17 protein-coding genes and 1 tRNA gene are annotated in these 19,736 nt (G+C 63.3%); 7 read left to right on the top strand and 11 right to left on the bottom strand.

Going from position 1 to position 19,736, the window contains the following annotated elements; all coding sequences use genetic code 11:
- Positions 1-125 precede the first annotated feature (125 nt).
- Positions 126-692 carry a pyridoxal 5'-phosphate synthase glutaminase subunit PdxT gene (gene pdxT, locus JST30_00765; protein MBS1712845.1) on the bottom strand — a complete coding sequence of 189 codons (567 nt, stop codon included), beginning with the start codon at positions 690-692 and terminating at the stop codon, positions 126-128.
- Between the two features lie 58 nt (positions 693-750).
- Between pdxT and JST30_00760 the strand changes: the two genes are divergently transcribed.
- Together JST30_00760 and JST30_00755 are read left to right on the top strand one after the other, a co-directional pair.
- Positions 751-1,758: an arginase gene (locus JST30_00760; GenBank protein MBS1712844.1), complete on the top strand. Its 1,008-nt coding sequence runs from the start codon at positions 751-753 to the stop codon at positions 1,756-1,758.
- The gene (locus JST30_00755) at positions 1,755-2,723 is read left to right on the top strand and encodes a KpsF/GutQ family sugar-phosphate isomerase (protein MBS1712843.1); all 969 of its coding nucleotides are present in this window, start codon (positions 1,755-1,757) and stop codon (positions 2,721-2,723) included. The genes JST30_00760 and JST30_00755 overlap by 4 nt, the downstream gene beginning before the upstream one ends.
- Before the next feature lie 66 nt (positions 2,724-2,789).
- Here JST30_00755 and rpmA read toward each other — a convergent pair whose 3' ends face one another.
- The 8 genes from rpmA to JST30_00715 all read right to left on the bottom strand — a co-directional run bounded on the left by rpmA (position 2,790) and on the right by JST30_00715 (position 12,385).
- Complete coding sequence (gene rpmA, locus JST30_00750; protein ID MBS1712842.1) at positions 2,790-3,047, bottom strand: 50S ribosomal protein L27; 258 nt, start codon at positions 3,045-3,047, stop codon at positions 2,790-2,792.
- A 3-nt stretch (positions 3,048-3,050) separates the two neighbouring features.
- Complete coding sequence (gene rplU / locus JST30_00745) at positions 3,051-3,368, bottom strand: 50S ribosomal protein L21 (GenBank protein MBS1712841.1); 318 nt, start codon at positions 3,366-3,368, stop codon at positions 3,051-3,053.
- Between the two features lie 99 nt (positions 3,369-3,467).
- Complete coding sequence (locus tag JST30_00740; protein ID MBS1712840.1) at positions 3,468-6,875, bottom strand: efflux RND transporter permease subunit; 3,408 nt, start codon at positions 6,873-6,875, stop codon at positions 3,468-3,470.
- Between the two features lie 3 nt (positions 6,876-6,878).
- Positions 6,879-8,321 (bottom strand): efflux RND transporter periplasmic adaptor subunit, encoded by a 1,443-nt coding sequence (locus JST30_00735; GenBank protein MBS1712839.1) that lies wholly within the window; start codon positions 8,319-8,321, stop codon positions 6,879-6,881.
- The gene (locus JST30_00730; protein MBS1712838.1) at positions 8,318-9,595 is read right to left on the bottom strand and encodes a TolC family protein; all 1,278 of its coding nucleotides are present in this window, start codon (positions 9,593-9,595) and stop codon (positions 8,318-8,320) included. Before JST30_00730 ends, JST30_00735 begins: the two co-directional genes overlap by 4 nt.
- Positions 9,592-9,849: an AbrB/MazE/SpoVT family DNA-binding domain-containing protein gene (locus JST30_00725; protein MBS1712837.1), complete on the bottom strand. Its 258-nt coding sequence runs from the start codon at positions 9,847-9,849 to the stop codon at positions 9,592-9,594. The genes JST30_00730 and JST30_00725 overlap by 4 nt, the downstream gene beginning before the upstream one ends.
- Before the next feature lie 129 nt (positions 9,850-9,978).
- Complete coding sequence (locus tag JST30_00720) at positions 9,979-10,287, bottom strand: 30S ribosomal protein S18 (GenBank protein MBS1712836.1); 309 nt, start codon at positions 10,285-10,287, stop codon at positions 9,979-9,981.
- A 310-nt stretch (positions 10,288-10,597) separates the two neighbouring features.
- On the bottom strand, positions 10,598-12,385 hold the full coding sequence (locus JST30_00715) for a hypothetical protein (GenBank protein MBS1712835.1): 1,788 nt from the start codon (positions 12,383-12,385) through the stop codon (positions 10,598-10,600).
- A 100-nt stretch (positions 12,386-12,485) separates the two neighbouring features.
- Here JST30_00715 and JST30_00710 point away from each other — a divergent pair, with 100 nt between their 5' ends.
- Positions 12,486-14,408, top strand: coding sequence for a sensor domain-containing diguanylate cyclase (locus JST30_00710; protein ID MBS1712834.1), 1,923 nt, complete (start codon positions 12,486-12,488; stop codon positions 14,406-14,408).
- Between the two features lie 8 nt (positions 14,409-14,416).
- Here the strand turns inward: JST30_00710 and trxA are convergent, their stop codons facing one another.
- Positions 14,417-14,740 carry a thioredoxin gene (gene trxA / locus JST30_00705; protein MBS1712833.1) on the bottom strand — a complete coding sequence of 108 codons (324 nt, stop codon included), beginning with the start codon at positions 14,738-14,740 and terminating at the stop codon, positions 14,417-14,419.
- Positions 14,741-14,875: 135 nt separating this feature from the next.
- Between trxA and JST30_00700 the strand changes: the two genes are divergently transcribed.
- Together JST30_00700 and dnaG are read left to right on the top strand one after the other, a co-directional pair.
- A complete protein-coding gene (locus JST30_00700; protein MBS1712832.1) occupies positions 14,876-15,685 on the top strand; it encodes a hypothetical protein in 810 nt (269 codons plus the stop codon).
- Positions 15,686-15,703: 18 nt separating this feature from the next.
- Positions 15,704-17,458 carry a DNA primase gene (gene dnaG / locus JST30_00695; protein MBS1712831.1) on the top strand — a complete coding sequence of 585 codons (1,755 nt, stop codon included), beginning with the start codon at positions 15,704-15,706 and terminating at the stop codon, positions 17,456-17,458.
- On the opposite strand, the gene JST30_00690 is transcribed toward dnaG, so the two are convergent.
- Complete coding sequence (locus tag JST30_00690; protein MBS1712830.1) at positions 17,455-18,207, bottom strand: inositol monophosphatase family protein; 753 nt, start codon at positions 18,205-18,207, stop codon at positions 17,455-17,457. The two genes, dnaG and JST30_00690, sit on opposite strands and share 4 nt — an antisense overlap.
- Before the next feature lie 97 nt (positions 18,208-18,304).
- Here JST30_00690 and JST30_00685 point away from each other — a divergent pair.
- Together JST30_00685 and JST30_00680 are read left to right on the top strand one after the other, a co-directional pair.
- A tRNA-Gly gene (locus JST30_00685) sits at positions 18,305-18,379 on the top strand.
- A 297-nt stretch (positions 18,380-18,676) separates the two neighbouring features.
- The coding region (locus JST30_00680; GenBank protein MBS1712829.1) for a hypothetical protein at positions 18,677-19,736 on the top strand (1,060 nt) is incomplete at its 3' end.

Here is a 19,736-nt window from a genome sequence, read left to right as displayed (position 1 = left end):
AAGGAGGTCTGGGGAACGTTCTGACACTGGCGGGTGTCATAGAATATAGACAAAGGTTTCTCTCCTCCCCCGAACCAAGCCCCGTCTCTCTTGCCCTCGAGAGCGGGGCACTTAATTTTGCGGGGTCAGTTTTCCAAGAACCAGCGATGAAGGCGGTCGTCGTCCGTCAGTTCGGGGTGGAACGACGTTCCGAGGAGGCGGCCTTGCCGCACTCCGACGATGTCCGACTTATAGGTTGCGACGGTCTCGACGCCCGGGCCTTGCCGGACGACGATCGGTGCCCGTATGAAGACGCCGGTGACAGACCCGTCGAGGAAAGTAACGGGGACGTCGTCTTCGAAGCTGTGGACTTGAGCGCCGAACACGTTCCTCTTCACGGTGACGTCGAGCACTTCGAGAAGGAGCTGCTCCCGTCCTTCGGTCTCCTTGGCCATGAGGATCATGCCCATACACGTGCCCCAAAGGGCGTGCCCCTCGGCGGCGTAGGTTTGGAGCGCGGACCTGAGGCCGAACCTCTCCATGAGCATTCCGACCGTCGTACTTTCGCCCCCTGGGATGACCACGTGATCCAGGCCCTGAAGGTCTTCTGGCGTCCTGATCTCCCGGACGGAGGTCGCTCCGGCCGAAAGGAGCGCCTTCGTGTGCCGGTCGAAGTCGCCTTGAACCGCGACGACTCCGGCTTCCACACCCATGGGACAAGTTTACAGGGCCCTTCGCGCCTGCGTCCGGGCCTGAGTAGACTCCGGGTTCATGGTCGAGACGATCGCCGTACCGTTTGACTTTTGCGGGCCCCATCACGGGAGTCGGCTCGGGTCGCTGGCGATGCAGCTCGAGGGGCTCGGCCCGAGCCTCGCACAGATCGGCGTCGAGAGCGTGCATACGGAGGTCCACACGTTGGACGGTCGCCTTCCGGGCCCTCGTGCGGAGTGCGACGACGAAGCCCTCCGCGTCTACGGTGCTACGCGCGACCACGTGGCGGCGACGATCCGCAAGGGGTCTGTCCCGTTGGTGATCGGCGGCGACCACAGCATTGCCATCGGTTCGGTGGCGGGTGCCTTGGACGTTTTCGGCGAACGCCTCGCCTTGTTGTGGATCGACGCCCATATGGACGTCAACACGCCCGATACGACGCCAAGCGGGAACCTGCACGGAATGTCGGTCGCGGCGTTGGCCAAGTTGCTACCAGTCCGATCGATCGGCGAGCCCACGCCTGAGACAAAGCCGTGGGAGCGATCCGTCTACGACCTCTGGCCGAAGCTCTTGGACGTCGTTCCCGGTAGCGGTCTGGCCCGTGACAAGGCCGCTTGGATCGGTCTTCGTGACGTCGACCCGGGAGAAGTCGCCAACTTGGCCAAGATGCCGGGATCGGCGACTTGGACCATGCAGGACGTGGACAGTATCGGGATCAAGGCGACGGTGGAGGCGCTGGACCGGTGGTTGACCGCTTCGTCTGCCGAGGCCCTTTGGGTCAGCTTCGACGTGGACGTCCTCGACCCGATCTATGCGCCCGGCACAGGAACGGCCGTCCGCGGCGGGTTGTCTTACCGGGAAGGACACTTCTTGGCGGAGTCCTTATGCCGCCTGCTAGGTCGGGACGACAGCCCCTATCGGTTGGCCGGATTGGACGTGGTCGAAGTCAATCCTCTTCGGGACAACAAGAACGAGACGGCCCGGATCGCGGTCGAATGGGTGCAGTCGCTCTTCGGGAAGACGATCTTGCACGGCGCCCATCCCGGTCGGACGGAAGCGACGGTTTGAGCGTGCCTATGGAGTCGCTGAAGCGGGTTTTGGAGCAAGAAGCGGCCGCCTTGACGGCGTTGGCCCGACATTTAGAGCCGGCTCACAGGCAGGCCGTCGACTGGATCCTCACGTGTACGGGCCGGGTCGTCTGCAGCGGTCTCGGGAAAAGCGGCCACATCGCAGCGAAATCGGCCGCGACCTTTGCTTCGACGGGGACCCCGTCGTTCTTCATGCATGCGGCTGAGGCTCTGCACGGCGACTTGGGGATGGTCACGGACGTCGACATCGTCCTGTTCTACACGTACAGCGGCGAAAGCAACGAGATCCAAAGGCTGATCCCGGCCGTCCGTGCGCAAGGTGCAAGGTCGATGGTCGTTTGCGGCCGACGGGGTTCGAGCGCGGCCCAGTCCGCCGACCTGTTCCTGGACGTCGAAGTCGACACGGAGGCGTGCCCGAACAACCTCGCCCCGACGACGTCGACGACGGTCATGCTCGCGTTTTCAGACGCCTTGGCCGTTGCCGTCATGGAAGAACGCGGCTTCAGCGCCGCAGACTTCGCACGGTTCCACCCTTCCGGAGCCCTGGGCCGCCGCCTGACGCTTCGAGTCGAGGACGTCATGCGGAGGGGGGAAGACCTGGCCCTGTCCAGCCCCACAGACAGTCTTCTCGACGTCATGAGGACGATCGCAAAGGCAGGAGCAGGCTGTACGTGCGTCGTCGGCGCGGACGGGCGCCTCTTGGGCCTGATCACGGAAGGCGACCTTCGCCGCCGGATCATTGCGAACGAGGGACGGGTCGAGGGGACCGCTGCGGAGATCATGACCGAGCGTCCGGGGACGATCGAGCCCGGGCTCATGGCGATCGAGGGTCTTGAGATGTTCCAGAACTTTGCGCGCCCGATCGGAGAGATGCCGGTCGTCGACCAAGGGAAGGTCGTCGGGCTCTTGATGCTGAAAGACCTTCTCAGGGCCGGAATCGTCTAGTCCTAAACGAACGCGGGGCACGACCCTCGTGAGTCGCGCCCCGCTTAGGGCCGGATGCGGTTACGGTCAGGCTTGATGCTCGTAGACCGCGATTCGGCGTCGAGCCGTCGGGCCCTCGAACTTGACTTGGCCGCCGATAAGGGCGTAAAGAGTGTGGTCGTTGCCCATGCCGACTCCGGGGCCAGGATAGAACTTCGTACCTCGTTGGCGGACAAGGATGCTGCCAGGCTTGACGACTTCGCCCCCGTACCGCTTGACGCCGAGGCGTTGAGAATTGCTGTCGCGACCGTTCTTGGTCGAGCCTTGACCTTTTTTATGTGCCATGTCTTACTTGCCTCCGACGACCTCAAGGACCTTGAGGTGGGTCTGCTTCTGCCTGTGGCCCCAGCGCTTGCGCACCTGCTTCTTAGGCTTATAGTTGAATGCGTTGATCTTCTTGGCCTTGCCTTGAAGGACGATCTCGGCTTTGACCTTGGCGCCCTTGACGAACGGGCTACCGACCGTCACGTTCGCCCCGTCGACCACCATCAGGACTTCTTCCAGGGTCACGGTCGTCCCCGGCTCGCCTTCGATCTTTTCGACGATCAGGGTCTCGTCCTTGGCGGCTTTCAACTGCTTGCCGCCCGTCTTGACTATCGCGTACATCGTTCCTCCGTCCGTGCCCTTAGGCGTGCCGAGCCCGACACGGGCTAGCGGCGAACCGTCATTATGGCACGCCGCTGCGGTGTCCGGCAAGTTCCGGGCCTAGTCCGGGCCAGAAGGGACCGGATCGGCCGTATCGGGTCGCTTCCGCCTGCGGGACATCGCCTGCGACATGTCGTCGAAGATCGTGTACGAGCAGGGGATGACGAGCAGGGTCAGGAACGTCGACAGCATGACGCCTCCGATGATCGTGATGCCGATCGTCTCACGGAACTCCGAGCCTCGACCGATGGCGAGGGCGACCGGGAGCATGCCGAAAATGAGGGCGAGCGTGGTCATCATGATCGGCCGGAGTCGGGTCTGTCCGGAGTCGCAAAGGGCCTTATGACGGTCTTCGCCCCTCTCTCTCAAAGTGTTCGTGTAGTCGACGAGCAAGATCGCGTTCTTGCCGACGATGCCGACGAGGGCGATGATCCCGACGAAGCCGACGATGTTCAGCGGCTTGTCGGTCAAGACCAACGCGAGGATGGCCCCGACCATGGCCTGAGGCTGGGCGAGCTGGATGATGAACGGGTACAGCAGGTTGTTGTACAGGGAGGCGAGGACCATGAAGACCAGCACGATGCCGAGTCCGAAGGCGGTGAAAAGGTAGACCATTTCCCGGGACTGGGCATCGGCCTGGCCAAGCGGTTTGTACTGGACCCCTTCCGGAATCAGCTTCTCGCCGTTCATCCACTTGTCGATGTCGGATTGGACCGTTCCAGCGGCGTAGCCGGGGAGTAGGTCGGCGATGACCGTGATCTCTTCTTGCCTGTCGCGCCGGTCGATTTTGTCCGCGGCCTGGCCCATTTCCAGGTTCGCGACTTCGGAAAGGTAGACGGGCTGGCCTTCTTTGAACGAGACGGGCACGGTCGCGAGGACGTCCGGGTCGTCGCGGTCCTTTCTGTCCATCATCACGCGCATGTCGTATTCGCGCCCGTTGACGCGGAACTTGGACTGGATGTCGCCTTCGTACATGACGCGGAGGGCGGCACCGACGTCGGCGGTCGTCAGTCCGACGTCGCCGAGGCGGGCCCGGTCCGGTCGCGCCACGAGTTCGGGCTTACCGGGTTTGGACGACATGTCCGGAGAGATGACGCCCTTGACGGCCCCTTCGGCGAGGCCTTTGCGGATCTTGTTGGCGGTCGCCAACAAGAGGGCGTGATCGTCGCCACGGAACGACATTTGGATCGCGGCGCCGAATCCTTGGTTGGCCCCTGAGCTCACGGTGACGTTCGCGCCGGGCTGCTTGCCGATCATCTGGAGGATATCGGCCGCCACGGCGGTATCGCTGACCGTCCTCAAGTGTTCCTTGTGCTTGACCCAGAACGCTAAGCGGTCGGTGATCGACTCTTTGTCGTAGAGGGTGACGGCGATCGAGGCGTAGTTGGTGCCTTGTTGCGCCGCGCCGAAACCACCGCCCCGGCGACCGACGCGCGACAGGACGTATTTGGCTTCCGGGTGCTTGGCCACGGTCTTCTCAAGGTTCGCGACCGTCTTCTCGGTCTCGTCCAAACTCGCTCCGGGCGGGAGGTCGATCGTCAGGTTGACCTGGGCCGAATCGGTCGGAGGGATGAAGACGAACTTGAAGAGGGCGTCGCCTTTCCACGAGTGATACGCGAACCCGCCGATGGCGGCGACGACGAACACTCCACCGAACAGCAAGCCATGAAGGAACATGGCCGGCTTGGTATGGCCCCGGAACGCGTTGACCACGAACACGATGACCGTGATCACCATGGCGACGCCGAAGAAGGGGATACCCGCCATCACCGCTTTTGGCATGTCGGGCTGGTTCCCGCCCCCGATGAACATGAAGACGGCGAAGAGGGCGACCCATCCCATGGCGAACGTGTGCCAACGATGGCGGAGGCTCCATTCGAGCACCCTTCGGTAGCCGAGCGAAAAAGCGTGGAACCGGTCCTCGAACCAGTGGGCGAACCTCCCTTTCGGGTGCTCCCAGTCCTCGCCCTTCTTGTACCAGCGTGAGGCGAGCATCGGCGTCACGGTAAAGGAGACGAACAGGGACGCGAGGACCGCTGTGGCGAAACCGAGTCCGAGCGGTTTGAAGAACTGGCCGACGATGCCGCCCGCAAAGGCGATCGGGAGCCAGACGACGACGTCGACCAGTGTAATGGCGATCGCGGCGAGCCCGATCTCGGCCCGGCCGTTGACGGCAGCTTCGACCGGGTCTTCTCCGAGCGTGAGGTGGCGGTAAATGTTCTCGATGACGACGATGGCGTCGTCGACAAGGACGCCGACGGCCAACGACAACGCCAACATCGACATGTTGTTGATCGTGAACCCGGCGATGGAGTAGACAAGGAACGTGACGAAGATGCAAGTCGGGATCGCGATCGCGACGATCATCGTCCCGCGGAAGTTGTGCAGGAACAGCCACACGACGCCCATGACCAGGAAGATCCCGAAGATGAGGGAGAAGTTAAGGTCGAACAACGACTCGGAAATCTGTTCGGACTGGTCTTCTGTGACTTCGAAGTCGACGCCGTAGCTCTTCTGCAGGGTGTCAAGGAGGCTGGACCCTTCCGGCTTTCGGATGGCGTCGGAAATCTGGACGGCGTTGCCCGCCTTGGCCTTGGCGATGGAGATCGTGACGGCGTCGGATCCGTTCAGGCGGCTGTACGACCGTCGTTCGGCGTTCGTGTCCAGGATCGTGGCGATGTCGCGAAGGCGGACACTTTTATTGAGACCGTCGCCTTTATTGTCGCTGAAGGTCAGCCACATGTCACCGATCTCGGAGACGGTTTTGAACTCCCCCTTGACGCGGACGGCGTATTCTTCCCGGTCGGTCACGACACGCCCGCTCGGGATGTTCAGCCCTGCCGCGACGACCGCCCGTTGGACGTCGGTGATGCCAAGTTTGTAGCTGAGAAGCGCGTCCTTGCGGACGCGGATCTGGATCTCCCGTTGGTCACCGCCGCTGACTTCGACCTGAGCGACGCCGTCGATGCGGGCAAAGCGGTCTTTCAGCGTGTTCTCGGCGAGGTCGCGGATCTGCCGGTTGGACAACGACTGACTGCGCAGGCTCAACGTGACGACAGGCGAACTCGAAGTGTCGAACTTTTGGACGATCGGCTTTTCGGCGTCGCGGGGAAGCTGGCCTAAGACGCCGTCCACTTTCGACCGGACGTCGTTCAACGCTTCGTTCTCGTTCGTGCCGATGTTCAGGAGGACGATGACGGTCGAGACGCCTTCCTGGGACGTGCTCGTGACCTCACGGGCGTTGGCGACGCTCGAGACCGACTCTTCGATCGGTCGCGAAATGAGTTCGTTGATCTCTTCCGGACCGGCTCCAGGATAAACGGTCGTGACGGTGATCGTCCCGAAGCTGACGTCCGGGTTCAGCTCCTTACGAAGGCTTTGGAACGCGCCCGTACCGAGGATCAGGGCGGCCACCATCACCATGAAGATGAAGATGGGCCTCGTGATGGCGACCTGCGTCAACCCCATGCGTCAGGCTCCTTTCTTCCCGGACTCGATCCGGACCTTTGCTCCGTCGACGAGGGTCGTCTGCCCCGATATGACGACTTTGTCGCCCGGCGAGACGCCCGTGACCTCGGTCACCGGACCGCTTTCCAGCCCTGTTTTCACGTCGACGCGCTTCGCCGCATCGCCGACCACCGTGAACAGGTACGTGTTCTCTCCGTCGCGGATGATCGATTCGTGGGGGACGACGGTCACGCCCGTCCGACGTCCGAGATCGATCGTCCCTTTAGCGAACATCCCAGGTTTGACCTTGTCCAGCGATTCGAGCAGGGTGACCCGGACGCTGAAGAGCCGCCCTTGGCCACTGGCGACGGGGTCGACGGCGATGACGCTACCCCTCAAGACGGCCCCTCGCAAGGCGTCGACTTTGAGCGAGACTTCGGAACCGGGGGCGATCAGCGCGATCTTGGACTCCGGGACGTCGGCGACGAAATAAAGCCCGGACCGGCCTACGATCGTGGCGATCGAAGCCCCCGGAGCGACGAAGGTGCCGGCCTGCACAGGCTTGCCGGAGACCCTTCCGGTGAACGGAGACCGGATAGTGGCGTCGCTCAACGCCTTTTGTGCGAGGCTGACCAGCTCGAGCGCAGAGTTCAGGTTCGCGCGGGCGCCTTCGACCCGTTGCGAGAAGACGATGTCGTTCCCTTTGTCCGCTTGGGCCAGCCGGACGGACTCTTCAGCGGCCCGGACCTCGTTCAGCGCGGCCTGCAAGTCCTCGGGCCTTGTCGCCGATTGCGTGATGCTCAGACTCTGGAGTGCGCCCTCATAGGCCGCCATCGCGTTCGCGTAGCGGTTTTCGGCCGCTTCGACTTCGGTCTTGGCGACCGCTCCTTCGGCGAAGAGACGTTGTTGGCGGTCGAGGTTGGCTTTGGCCGTATCGAGGTCGGACTTGGTCCGCTTGACGGTCCATTCGGCTTGAGTCCGCTCTTCGCTCCTGGCCCCGTTCCGCGCCTTCTGATATTGGGCGCGGGCCTGGGCAAGGCGCGCTTGTGCGGCGCGGACGCTGGCCGACGATTTGGTCGGCCCGGTCCTGGCGTCGCTCTGGGCTTGTTGAAGCGCGGCGCGGGCGGCATCGGCTTGAGACCGTGCTTGCCGGAGCCTGGTCATCAGGTCTTGCGTCTCCTGCTGGGCGATGGCTTGACCCGCCTGGACACTGTCACCGTCGCGCACGTAGACCGTGACGAGCCGTCCGGCCACGGCCGGGCCGACGGAGGATTCTTGGCTCGCCGTAAAGCTGCCCGTGACCTGAAGGGTCTCGGTCAAATCGGCGGTCCTTGCCGACGCGACGTCCACGGCCTGCGTCCGGTCGGCGAGCAGGTCTTGTGTCTTCTTGGCCTGCGACTGGGCGGCCCGGTCGACGCAACCGGCCGCGCAAACGGCCGCCAACAGAATGGGTGTCCAGAGTTTCATGTGCCTTCCACTGCGTTCAAGTCGTCCCTTCCGACCGCTTTCTGCAAAGCGGCGTAGGCGTTCAGGTAACCGTATTTCGCCGTCTGGACGTTGCCTCGTGCGGCGGTCAGATCGGCTTGGGCTTGAATGACGTCGATGAGGATCCCGGCGCCCTCGTTGTACCGAATCTCCGCAAGGCGCAAAGCCTCGGTCGCGAGCCGTTCGCTGTCGACGGCCACGTCATAGGCTTGCTTCGCGGTGTCCGCTTGGGTATGGGCGGAACGGACTTCCAGGGCGATCGAAAGTAAGAGCTGCTCGAACTGGATCTTGGCGATGTCCCGGTCGCTGAGCGCTTGTTCGACGATGTGCCGGGTGCGGCCGGAGTCGAAGATCGGGAACGAGATCACGGCGGAGCTGGTCGTGCCGTTGTCCCTCGAGCCGGCGGGCGGGTCCAAGTTCCGGGAGTGGGTCGCCTGGAGGACGAGTTGCGGCTTGTTGCCCGCCTCCTGGGCGTAGGCGGCTTCGGTCAACGCCGTCACGATATATCCGCTTTGGCGCACTTCGTCCCGGTTCTTGACGGCCAAAACGACGAGTCCGGTGAGATCGGAGGGCAGTGCGGGCAAGCTGTCGACGGGGACGGGTTCGAACTCGGTCTCGATCGGTCGGGAAAGGGAGCTGTTGAGCGACTGTTTCGACGTCTTGACGTTGCCCTGAGCCTGGACGACCGCTTGTTCGGACTTCCGAAGCTCGTTCTCGAAACGGAGCACGTCGAACCGAGGCACGGCTCCGTTTTCGAACCGTACCCGTGCCTTGTCGAGGCGCTCCTTCGACGCGCGGACCGCGTCGTTCTGGACTTCGACGAGGGCTTTGGAAAGGAGCACGTCGTCATAGGACCGGCGGACCTTCAGTTTGAGGGCGTTGGCCTCTGCGCCGAGCCCGGCTTCGGCAGCCATCCGGTTGAACTCCGCCGCTCTCAGCGCCCTGCGGATCGTGCCCGAAACGTCGATCGTTTCGGACACCGAAACACTCGCGGTCTTGGAGTCGAACGATCCGGACCCCCCCGACCCTCCGGTCGAGAACGACGAGCCGTCGATGCGCGTGTAGTTGCCTTGAAGGGTGATGTTGGGGCCAAAGGCGCCTCTTGCCTGGCTTTCTTGTTGCCGGCTCTTCCGGACCTGGACTTCAGAAATGCGAAGGCTGAACGCCCGCTCCATGGCGATCCGTATAGCTTCGTCCTTGGTCAGCACGTCTTGCGACCCGACCAGGGCGAACGGGACCGTCCAAAGCCCGATCACTCTTCACCTGCCATCTGCTTCACTTTCTCCAATGTCTGCTGGAACTCGTCGACGAACCCGCTGAACGCTTCGAGCTTGGTCATCACGAGTCCCTCGTATACGGGGTGGCGAAGGATCAGGATCTTATCCCCTGGCTTTATGCCCAGTTGTCCCCGGGCTTCTGCCGGGATCACGATCTGTCCGCGTTCACCGACGGTGACAGCACCGTAAAAACACTTGTCGACGTCCAATCGGCCACCTCCACAAATCTGCATGACGATTCATGTAAATCATACGAAACGCATGAAAGGGGAGAATCATACGCCGCGTACTTTGAGGACTTTAGACCAAAAAAGGGCCCGAACCCCGTGGTTCCGGCCCTTTGACTGCACGGTTTCGTGCTGTTATTCGCCTCGAGGCGGACGCGGAGCGCGCGGTTCGTCCGTCAGGTCCGTCACGACGAACGGCAAGAGGGCCATTTCCCGGGCCCGCTTGATGGCCCTGGCGATCATGCGCTGCTGTTTGGCGGTGTTCCCGGTCTGGCGGCTAGAAAGGATCTTGCCGCGGTCCGTCAGGAAGCGCCGGAGGACGGCGACGTCCTTGTAGTCGACGTAGTCGATCTTGTTCGTGGTCAGAAAGCTGACTTTGCGCTTCCGAGCCTTCTTGGCCTTACCGTCACCACGACCGTCGTCTGCAGCGACTTTTTCGGCCATCGGGTCGAAGGCCTGCGATTCTTCTTTGACGTCTTCGCTCATTGGTCTGATCGGGCCCTCCTCGGGCCTGGCGAAGCGCGATTATAGCACCCGTCGGTCGCTCACGGCATTCCCACCATGGCAATTCGTCCGGAAATGAGACTACCGGGCCCGAGCCCGGTAGCAGTACATGACCGCTGTCGGTCTGGGGATGGAAGACCACCGTTGGAAGGCGCCCAACCTTCCTCCAACAGAAAAGCTGGATCGCCCATCCAGTCCCATACGCACCCCTCCAGCCCAGGGCCGGCCTCCCGCCGGCCCCTTTTCTGCGTCAGGGGGACGAACCGAGGAACTCGTCCCAGAACGTGTCCGCGGCCAGCTTCAGCCGGATGTAGTCCGACCGGTACGACTGGAAGTTGGAGCCTTCCGAGAAGTCGATCGACACACCGTGGCTGTTCGCTGACTGGGCGTTGTGGCCTTCCCAGACCGTCGCGTCGTCGACCGCGGCCTGGACGTTGGACGCCGCCGCCTTGACGGCGGTCGGCACTCCGGCGTCGGAGATCAAGAGCCGGCAGACGTCGTAGAGGTCCCGGTAGTACCGCGTCGCGGTCGGACTGTACGATTGGGCGTCGTCCCGGACTTTCGGCAAGACCGTCCCCAGGACGGCCCTGTCGTCGAACAGGCGGTGGCCCAGGTCGTCCAAGGCCGAGGCGAGGGCCGGTAGCTTGGTGACGTCCAAGACGCTTTGCGTGATCTTTCGGCTCGCGTACGGCGGGTATCCCAGCATCCCGTCCACAAAGCCCTTCGTCAGGGCGGACGTCGCGGCGTCCGGAGTCGCCCGGAAGCCGGCGAACACGGAGTCGTACGGATATCCTTCTGCGGGCGGGCTCTCCTCGCTGCCCACGATGAAGTCGGCATGGCCGCGCGCCTCATAGGCCACTTCCAGCATCTGCATGAGGCTCGCGTCCCACGCGATGACGTCGAAACGTTCTCCGGACAAGGCTTGGTCGAGCTGCCACGTGTCGATCCTTGTCCCGTACTGGTCGTCATAACTGACCCCTCGTGTCTGACCGTCGCCGGGTCTTCGTTTCCAGCCGTTCCCGTGGTTCCAGATCACGAGCACGTACCGGTCGGCGGGGTAGTTCTTCTTGCCCCATTTGACGAAGTCGAGCAGGGTTCCAGGCGAGCCCATGTCCAAGGCTTGACCCTGGCCGTCGACCAAGCCGTCTTGGACGAGTTCGCTGCCGACCATGTTCGTGTTCGTGTCGTGCTTGACGAGGTACCGACGGACGCCGTCGAACGTTGAACCCGGGTCGAAGTCCTTGGACTGCTTCCACTGGACGACGAACCTCAGGTCCGCGGGCCTGTCGGCCACGGCTTCCATCTGGTTCACATTGAAATCGCTGGCAGGGAAGAGGTCGTTCGCCGCGTTCATGTAAACGAGCACCGTCCATTTGCTCCGGCTCGGATTGAATGCGGTGACGGTGACGTTGGCGGCTCCGGCCAAAGACCCGTTCAAGACGGCCCGGACGCTCCCTTGGCCCGCGTTGGTCGCCGTGAACAGCCCGTTCGGGGCGACGGTCCCGATCCCGCCGGTGACCGAATAGGCGATTCCCCCGACGCTATGAAAGGCGGGAACTCCGTTCGAAGCGAGAGTCTCGGCCAGGAAACGGCGGGTCGACTGCTGTTGGACGGTGACCGTCGTCGGTTGGACGACGACTCTGGCGACGGGAGACGCGGCCGTGGTTCGTACGTTGACGGTCGAACCTCCGACGGCCGCACAGAGGTCGGCGACGGTGCTGGTCTCGCCGATCTTGGAGCCCGTCGCGTTCGGGCCGTCGTACAAGGCCGCCCGAATTTCGTAGATGCCGGCGGGGACGTTCGAAATGTTGATTTCCGACCCGCTCAGCTTGTTGAGCGACGCCGACCGCAGCAGGGCACCTGAAGCGTCCAGGACTTGGACGACTTGAGAGGCGTTGGGGTGCGTGGCGTCCCACGTCGTCGAATAGGCGACCGATCCTGGGGACACGCCCGGGCAGGAATCGCCGAAGACCCGTCCGGCCTGGGAACCGCCTCCGCCTCCTCCACCGCAACCCCACAGGGCCAAGACGAACACCAACGAGGAAGTCCAACGCACGGGTGTTAGACGTGAAAAGTCGCCAAGTTGCTTGCTTTCAGAGGTCTTTTTGTTCCGGTTTCGAGCCGAAAATAGCATAGGATTGACTCCGCACCGACCCAACGACCTGGAACAGGCCCTCGAGCGGCTTGGACTTCGTCCGGAGGGATCCGTCCGGTCAGGGACCGGCGGATTTCCGGGGCGTCTGAAGCTGTCTGACGGGTCAACGTGCACGGTCGGGTTCGTCGAACCTCCGATGCTGTCCTTTTTGGACGTCAAGCGTGTAGGCCTTGCGACCATTTCGGCCGACAGTCAGGCGGCCCAGAAGTGGGGACTGGCCGCCACGTGCCCGCACCTCCAAGGAGACCCGTTGGCCGACCCGCGGATGTCCAACCTGCTGCGGAACGCTTTCGCGGGGGCGACGGGATCGCTGCACCTTGAGGGTTACCGGTATTTCGTCGGGCCTGTCCCCGAACGTCCGGGACACGCCATGGTGCTCGTCCTCGATGCCAAAGAGGAAGCGGAAGCGAAGCGACTGGCCCAGGTCAGTGGACGAATGGCCGATGCTTTGAAGTCGATCGGCAAGGTTCTGACCACCCATCAAACGCTCCAGCCGCTGGCCGTCGCGGCGGCCCATGCGATCGCGGCCTCGACCGAGATGGCCGCAGTGCTTTTGTGGGCCAGGCCGTCCGAAGACGGGGCCATGGAACTCGTGGCCAGTGTCGGCGCCAACCGGGTCGGAACGACTTCGGTCGCCAAGATCGACGTCGAGCACGGTATGAGTTGCGCGGCCGAGATCTGTGCGGCCCGGCGCGAGCCCCTTTTCGTCCCGGACGTCCATGACAACCCGATGACGGCGGGCCTCGAAGCCCGATTCTGCCACTTGCCGCCGGGCGGTCTGATGGTTTTGCCATTGACCATCGGACACCGATTGATCGGTCTTCTCGAACTCGTGTCCCGGGAGGGCGACGTCAACTTTGCGAAGTCGGAAGACCTGTTCAAGACCGTGGCCGAACACTTGGCGCTGGCATTGAGCTCTGCTTTGATGTTCGAGCACGTCGAGAGGCAGGCGTCGTTCGACCCCTTGACCGGGATCGCCAACCATCGGGCGATGCAGGAGTTCTTGCACCGTCGGATCCTGGAAGCCCAGCGTTCCCGTTCGACGATCGGAGTGATCATGTTGGACGTCGACCATTTCCGTCTCTTCAACGAGACGGAAGGTCACGACGCCGGTGACAAGGTCCTCAAGATGGTGGCCAACGCCTTGAACCGTTGCGTCCGGCCCTATGATCTGGCGGCCCGGTACGGCGGGGAAGAGTTCACCGTGATCATGCCGGGAGCGAACGCGGAAGTGGCGACGGCCGTCGCGGAGCGCGTCCGCCAGGAGATCCAGCGGATCGACTTCATCTCGGCTTCGGGGGAGCGCCGCCAGGTCACGGCCAGCTTCGGATGCGCGATCTATCCGGACAACGCGGCCGACTCGGCTTCGATCCTGAAGGCGGCCGATTCGGCGCTCTACGAAGCGAAGGCCAGGAGCCGTAACGCGACCGTCCTCTATGGCGGTACGTTCGTGCAGAAGCGGTCGACCGACGGCCCGACGGTGGTCGACGACGCCCGCGAAGCCGTCCCGATCGCGTTCCGTGAGCAGTGCGAGGCGTTCCTCGACCGTTGCCGGCCCTACATCGGCCACGCGGTGTCCCAACTCGGCTTGCCCGCGTCCCAGTCGCACACTTTGCAGGCGGCAGCGCTGTTGTGGCCGTATTGGGCGACACCGGACGGCGCGGCCGGACTGTCCAGGGCAGGCGGCGGTCTTGTCGCGGTCGCGTCGGTCTTGAAGTGGATCGATGAACGCTACGACGGTCGGGGCAAAGACGGGGTGCAGGGCGCTTCGATCCCTGTGCTGACCCGGATCCTTTCCGTGATCCGCGCGCTTGTGTCGCACGATCACAAGGCGTCGGGCGACGACGAGGGACGTTACGACCCGATGATCCTGGCCGTCCTTTCAGAAGCGGACCTTGCGGCCTGACCTTGGGGTCAGACGTGCCGTTCGATCAGGGCTTTGATCTGGTCTTTCGGATAGGCTCCGACAAGGTGGTCGACCATCTGGCCCCCTTTGAAGACCAGTAAGGCGGGAATGCTGGTGACGCCGTATTTCATCGCGACGTCGCCCTCTTCGTCCACGTTGACCTTGAAGACTTTGGCTTTCCCGGTCATTTCCGAAGCGATCTCTTCGACCGACGGCCCGATCGCGATGCACGGGCGGCACCAGGTCGCCCAGAAGTCCACGAGGACCGGGAGTTCGGACTGAAGCACTTCTTTTTCGAAATCGGCTGTGGACACGGCGAGGTTCGATCCCATAATTCCTCTAAGGCCGAGACTTCGGCCGAGGGTTCCAGGTATACCTCGCCCCAGGACGTACGGACGGGCGGTGTAACAAACCGACCGTGTTCCACCGTCTCATACGGCGGGAAACCTTCTCTTGAGGAAACAACTTTGAACAGGACGCTCAAGTTCATGACGATCGCGGCAGGCGTGGCCACCGTTTTTGCGTTGGCGACGGCCCAATCGACGCCTCAGGCGCACCGAGGCACCGCCGAGACGACCCTTCTCGGCATTTCGCTTTACGACACGGGCACGAAGGTCGTGACCCGGTACGGTAACCCGGACGAGATCCAGCCGTTGACGTTGGGTTCGGGCGCCGCCGGCGGATCTCCGGCTTCGGGCGGCGGCCGCGGAGGCCCCTCTTCCACGGCTCCTGCGGGCGGCGGTGGAGCCGGTGGTGCGGCGCAGAGCGCCATGATGATCGGCGATCCGTTCGACTCGGGCCGGTTCAACCAGTTGGGCATCGCCCCGGGCGACGAACCGGCGGCCCGTGGCGGCGGCGGTGGCGGCGGCGGGACCCTGGGCAAAGGCCCGGGCGGCGGAGGCCCGAGCGCGGCCGGCGCCAGTGGTGGCCCGGCGGGAGCGACACAGGGCAGCGGCGCGATGGTCCAGTACACGCGTTGGGTCTACAACCGCAACAACAGCAGGTACGCCTTTGTCCTCGACAAGTTCAACCGCGTCGTCCAAATCGAAGCCGTGGGCCTTTATGACGGCAGGGTCCGCACGAAGCGAGGGGCCGCCTTCGGTTCGACGTTCCAGTCGATCATCAAGAAGTACAACGCTCCGGACGGTTATGAGATCAGCGGTGACACCATCGTCATGCGGTACCTCACCCGGGACCGGGTCGCGTTCAAGCTTCAGAGGGTCAAAGCCGGTAAGCCGCAAGTCGTGACGGGCATCGTCGTCGCGGCAGGCAAGTGACACAGTAAGATAGGTAGCGTGGCCGACGAGCGAGAACTGATCCGCTCACGCATCGACATCGTCGAACTCGTCGGCCAACGCGTCAGCCTCAAGAAGGCCGGAAAAGACTGGAAGGGTCTCTGTCCGTTTCACGACGACAGGAACCCTTCTTTGCATGTCAGCCGCGACAAAGGCCTCTATAAGTGCTATTCGTGCGGCGAGGGCGGGGACGTCTACAAGTGGGTCATGCAGACCGAACACGTCGACTTTCCCGAGGCGCTCAGGATCTTGGCGAAGCTCGCCGGCGTCGAACTGACGAGGCACGAGAAGAAGGACCGCACCCTTGCCGAAGCCCAGGAAGCGGTCATGGCCGAGGCCCAGGCGTTCTTCAAAGACCAGCTCGAGAAGTCTTCCTCCGCCCAAGACTACTGTCGTCAGCGGGGTCTGGACCCTGCGACGGTCGAAGCTTGGGGACTGGGCTACGGGCCGGACGTGACGGGCGCACTGGCGATCGCGTTACAACGCAAGGGGCACCGATTGAACTTGGCCGAGGAGCTCTTTCTGGTCAAGAGCGACGGGCACGGCGCATTCGACGACCGGTTCAAGGGACGCCTCATGTTCCCGATACGTGACGAACGAGGGAGGCTCGTCGCGTTCGGGGGGCGGATCATCGGAGACGGCCAGCCGAAGTACATCAATAGCGGCGACACCCCCTTGTACAGCAAGTCGCGCGTGCTTTACGGACTGGACAAAGCCAAGGAGTCGATGGCCAAGAGTCGCCAAGCGGTCCTTGTCGAGGGCTATCTCGATGTGATCGCCTGTCACCGGTCCGGCGTAACGAGCGCAGTGGCGAGCCTTGGTACGGCTCTGGCCGACGAGCACGTCCGACTCTTGCGGCGTTGGTGCGACGAAGTCGTGGTCCTGTACGACAGCGACGCAGCCGGGCTTAAAGCGGCCGAGCGGGCATGTGCGCTCCTGACCGAGGGAGGGCTCAAGGCCCGGGTCTCCGTCGTTTCGGCGGGGAAGGATCCGGACACACTGCTCCGCGACCAAGGCGCGGCGGCGGTCCGTAAACTTGTAGAGAAGCCGATGACGGCCCTGGAGTACCTCCTGGCCCAACTCGAAGCGAGGCACCCGGCGACGGGGGAGGCGTTCTGGGACGAAGCGGCCGGGATCCTGGCGCAAGGAAAGCGCCATCAGGAGGTCGTGGGTCTCGTGGACATGCTCGTTCCCAAGTATCCGTTCACGAAAGACCGGACGCTCGCCCGGCTGAACATCGAGCGGTCGATCCGGGCGGCGAGGGTTCGGAACCGCAATGCGGCGACCCCGGCACGGGCTTCGGTCTCTTCATCCGTCAGAGAGCGGATGGTCGGCTCGGAGGCCACGGTCATCAAAGCCGTTTTGCGCCAGGAGCTGAGGAACCAAGCGGTGGACGCGTGTCGCGAGCCCGACCTGTTCGTCACGGCGGCAGGCACGAGATTGGCGCAAGCGGTCGTCGAGGAACTGGGCGGCGCCGTTCCGGCAGGGCCCGTCAGTTCGTGGCTCCCGAACGTCCGGTCCGACGAACTCAGGGACGCGTTATGGGGGCTTGAGGCCGAGGTGTTGCCGAACCGCGATCTCCAACGGGTGGAACAAGAGTCGTTCGAGGCGGCCGTGGTGCGCCTTCGGACGCAACGGGAAGACCGCAAGCGACACGGACTTCAGGTGGACCTGTCCGACAAGGACGCGGTGTTGGAACTCCAGCGTCGCCTCAGGTCGGCGAAGGGAGCGGACACGATCGCCCCTCCCGACTAGTCCTCGAGGGTTTCCCAGGGCCAGGCGTCAGGGCCTACGATGGCGAACGGCTCGCAGAGGACGGGCCGAGCCCATTCGCTCTCTTCGAAGAGGCACCCCCGCGCGGTCCTGACTTCAGCACCCAGTTCACGGAGCACGACGATGCTCGCGGCGGCGTCGTACAGCTTGCATTTGGTCGACGTCATCGCCCGAAGTCCACCGGCCGCCATGAACATGGCCTCGATGACGAAGGCCCCGAGGTGACGGCGTTTTCCTGGCAGGAAGGAGAACGCCTCTTGGTTGTCGTCGGCGTGGCCCAGCAGTTCGTGACGTGCGATCGGGCCCGACTTGACGGCGGCCAAGGGTTCGCCGTTCTTCGTCGCGCCGGCTCCGAGGGCCGCAGCGAACGTCCATCCCAGGTCGGGCAGGTCGACGACGCCGAGTTCGAGCCGGTTCTGGCGGTACAAGGCGACGGAAACGCCCCAAAGCGGTTGGCCAAAGACGTAGTTGGAGGTTCCGTCGATGGGGTCGATCAGCCACCAACCCGGTTCGGCGGGCTCTTCGAACCCCATTTCTTCGCCCCAGGTCGTGGCTCCAGGCACGAGGGGCGCGAGTTGCTCACGCAACCGGGTTTCAACAAGGGTATCGGCGTCGGAGACGAGCGAACCGTCCTGTTTGAGCCGGACTTCCATCGTGTCCCGAAGGGACCGGGCCAACTTGCCGGCCTCCTGGACGATGGGCACAGTCAGGTTCAAGAGGTCGGACGTCACAGGTTCAAGTATGCGTCGGCCCCGTCGATCTGGGCCGGACGGGGGTCCCAAGTCTTGATGATCGCGGCCGTTTCGGCCATAATAGGAACAAGAGCGGGCGGGAATAGCTCAGTGGTAGAGCATCTCGTTGCCAACGAGAGGGTCGAGAGTTCGAATCTCTTTTCCCGCTCCAAAGTTTGAGGCCAGGGGCCGGAGGTGAAGTGCCTCCGGCCCCTGTGCTCGTATTTGTACGGGGTTGCAGTCGAACTTTGCACAAATCCGAACACTTTTTGTCCTCACATCGTCAGGCACCGCAACCCGCGGGCAAGCGAACCTGAGACCCCTTGCGCCCCATCTAGCGACGACGCTGAGGATTCTGGCCGCTGGTGCTTTCCGATCGTTCCAAGTGGCCACTTAAGAGCTCGTGCCCGTTTTTCTGACATGTGACTTATACTGAATCCGAGCTCCGGGAACGGAGCTAGGAGAGACCATGAAAACCTATCTTTCGATCGCCTGCCTTTTCCTGGTGGCGGGCGCGAACGCACAGTTCTCCACCGGCTTCGAAGCTGGTGAAGGATATTCGGGCAGTACGTCCGGCGTCGACGTCACGGGCCAGCAGGGGTGGTACATCCCTGTGACGGGTTCTGCGCCTGGCTTCGTCTACGTCGCGGCCGGAAACGCGCTCAGCGTTCCGCTGAACCCGTTCGGCGGCGACCAGTTTCTCGCGAACAAGGCTGACACGACGTACACGAGCCAGATCGTGTCCCGGTCACAACACGACACCACCTTCACGGGCGGCAAGTGGTCTGTGACGTATGACTTCTGTCCTCTGTTCAACGGCACGCCGCCGTCGACCGACAATCTCGGAAGCTTCTCGTTGCAGCCTTCGACGACGGCGAACTACTTCCAAACGCTCTATCACTGGCCGGACTTCAACAACCCGACCGTGTTCACGTTCGACTACGGCGTAGCCCCTGCAGGGGGCGTGAGCGGCGGCTTTACCACGTTCTTCAGCGCCGGCGCCGCATGGCAGAACTTGCCGACGAACCACTGGTACCGCTGTAGCACCACGTGGGACTTTGCGACCAACCAGGTGACGGAAGTCTCGATCCAAGACTTGACGACGGGCGGCGCAAAGACGACGTTCAATCCGACCGACTGGTACCTCTCGGGCGGTGCGAACAACGTGTTGGCGCAACCGCAAGCGACAGCCGTCCGCTTCTTTGCGGGCGGTAGCACGAACGGCAACGTAGTGTGCTACGACAATCTCAACGTGGGGCCCGCTTCGACGTCTGAAACGCTCGCTCCGGTGAACGGCGCCGTGAACATCGGCAAGTCCAATACTGGCGGTTTCGGCGACACCGCTGCCGTCGACGGCGTGTCCTGGCGCGTCTGCAAGTTCGTCGTGACTTCGGCGACATCGCCGATCGTCCGGGTCCGGTTCGACTACACCACGACCAAGACGGCCCCGACCGCGATCGACTGGGCCGTGACGGCCAAGATGGTCCACAGCGGGACCTTCAAGATCCAGCTCCTGTTGAGCCACGACC

The organism is Armatimonadota bacterium (genome assembly GCA_018268395.1).
Classification (GTDB): domain Bacteria; phylum Armatimonadota; class Fimbriimonadia; order Fimbriimonadales; family Fimbriimonadaceae; genus JAEURO01.
This window is presented reverse-complemented; position numbering and strand designations above follow the sequence as displayed.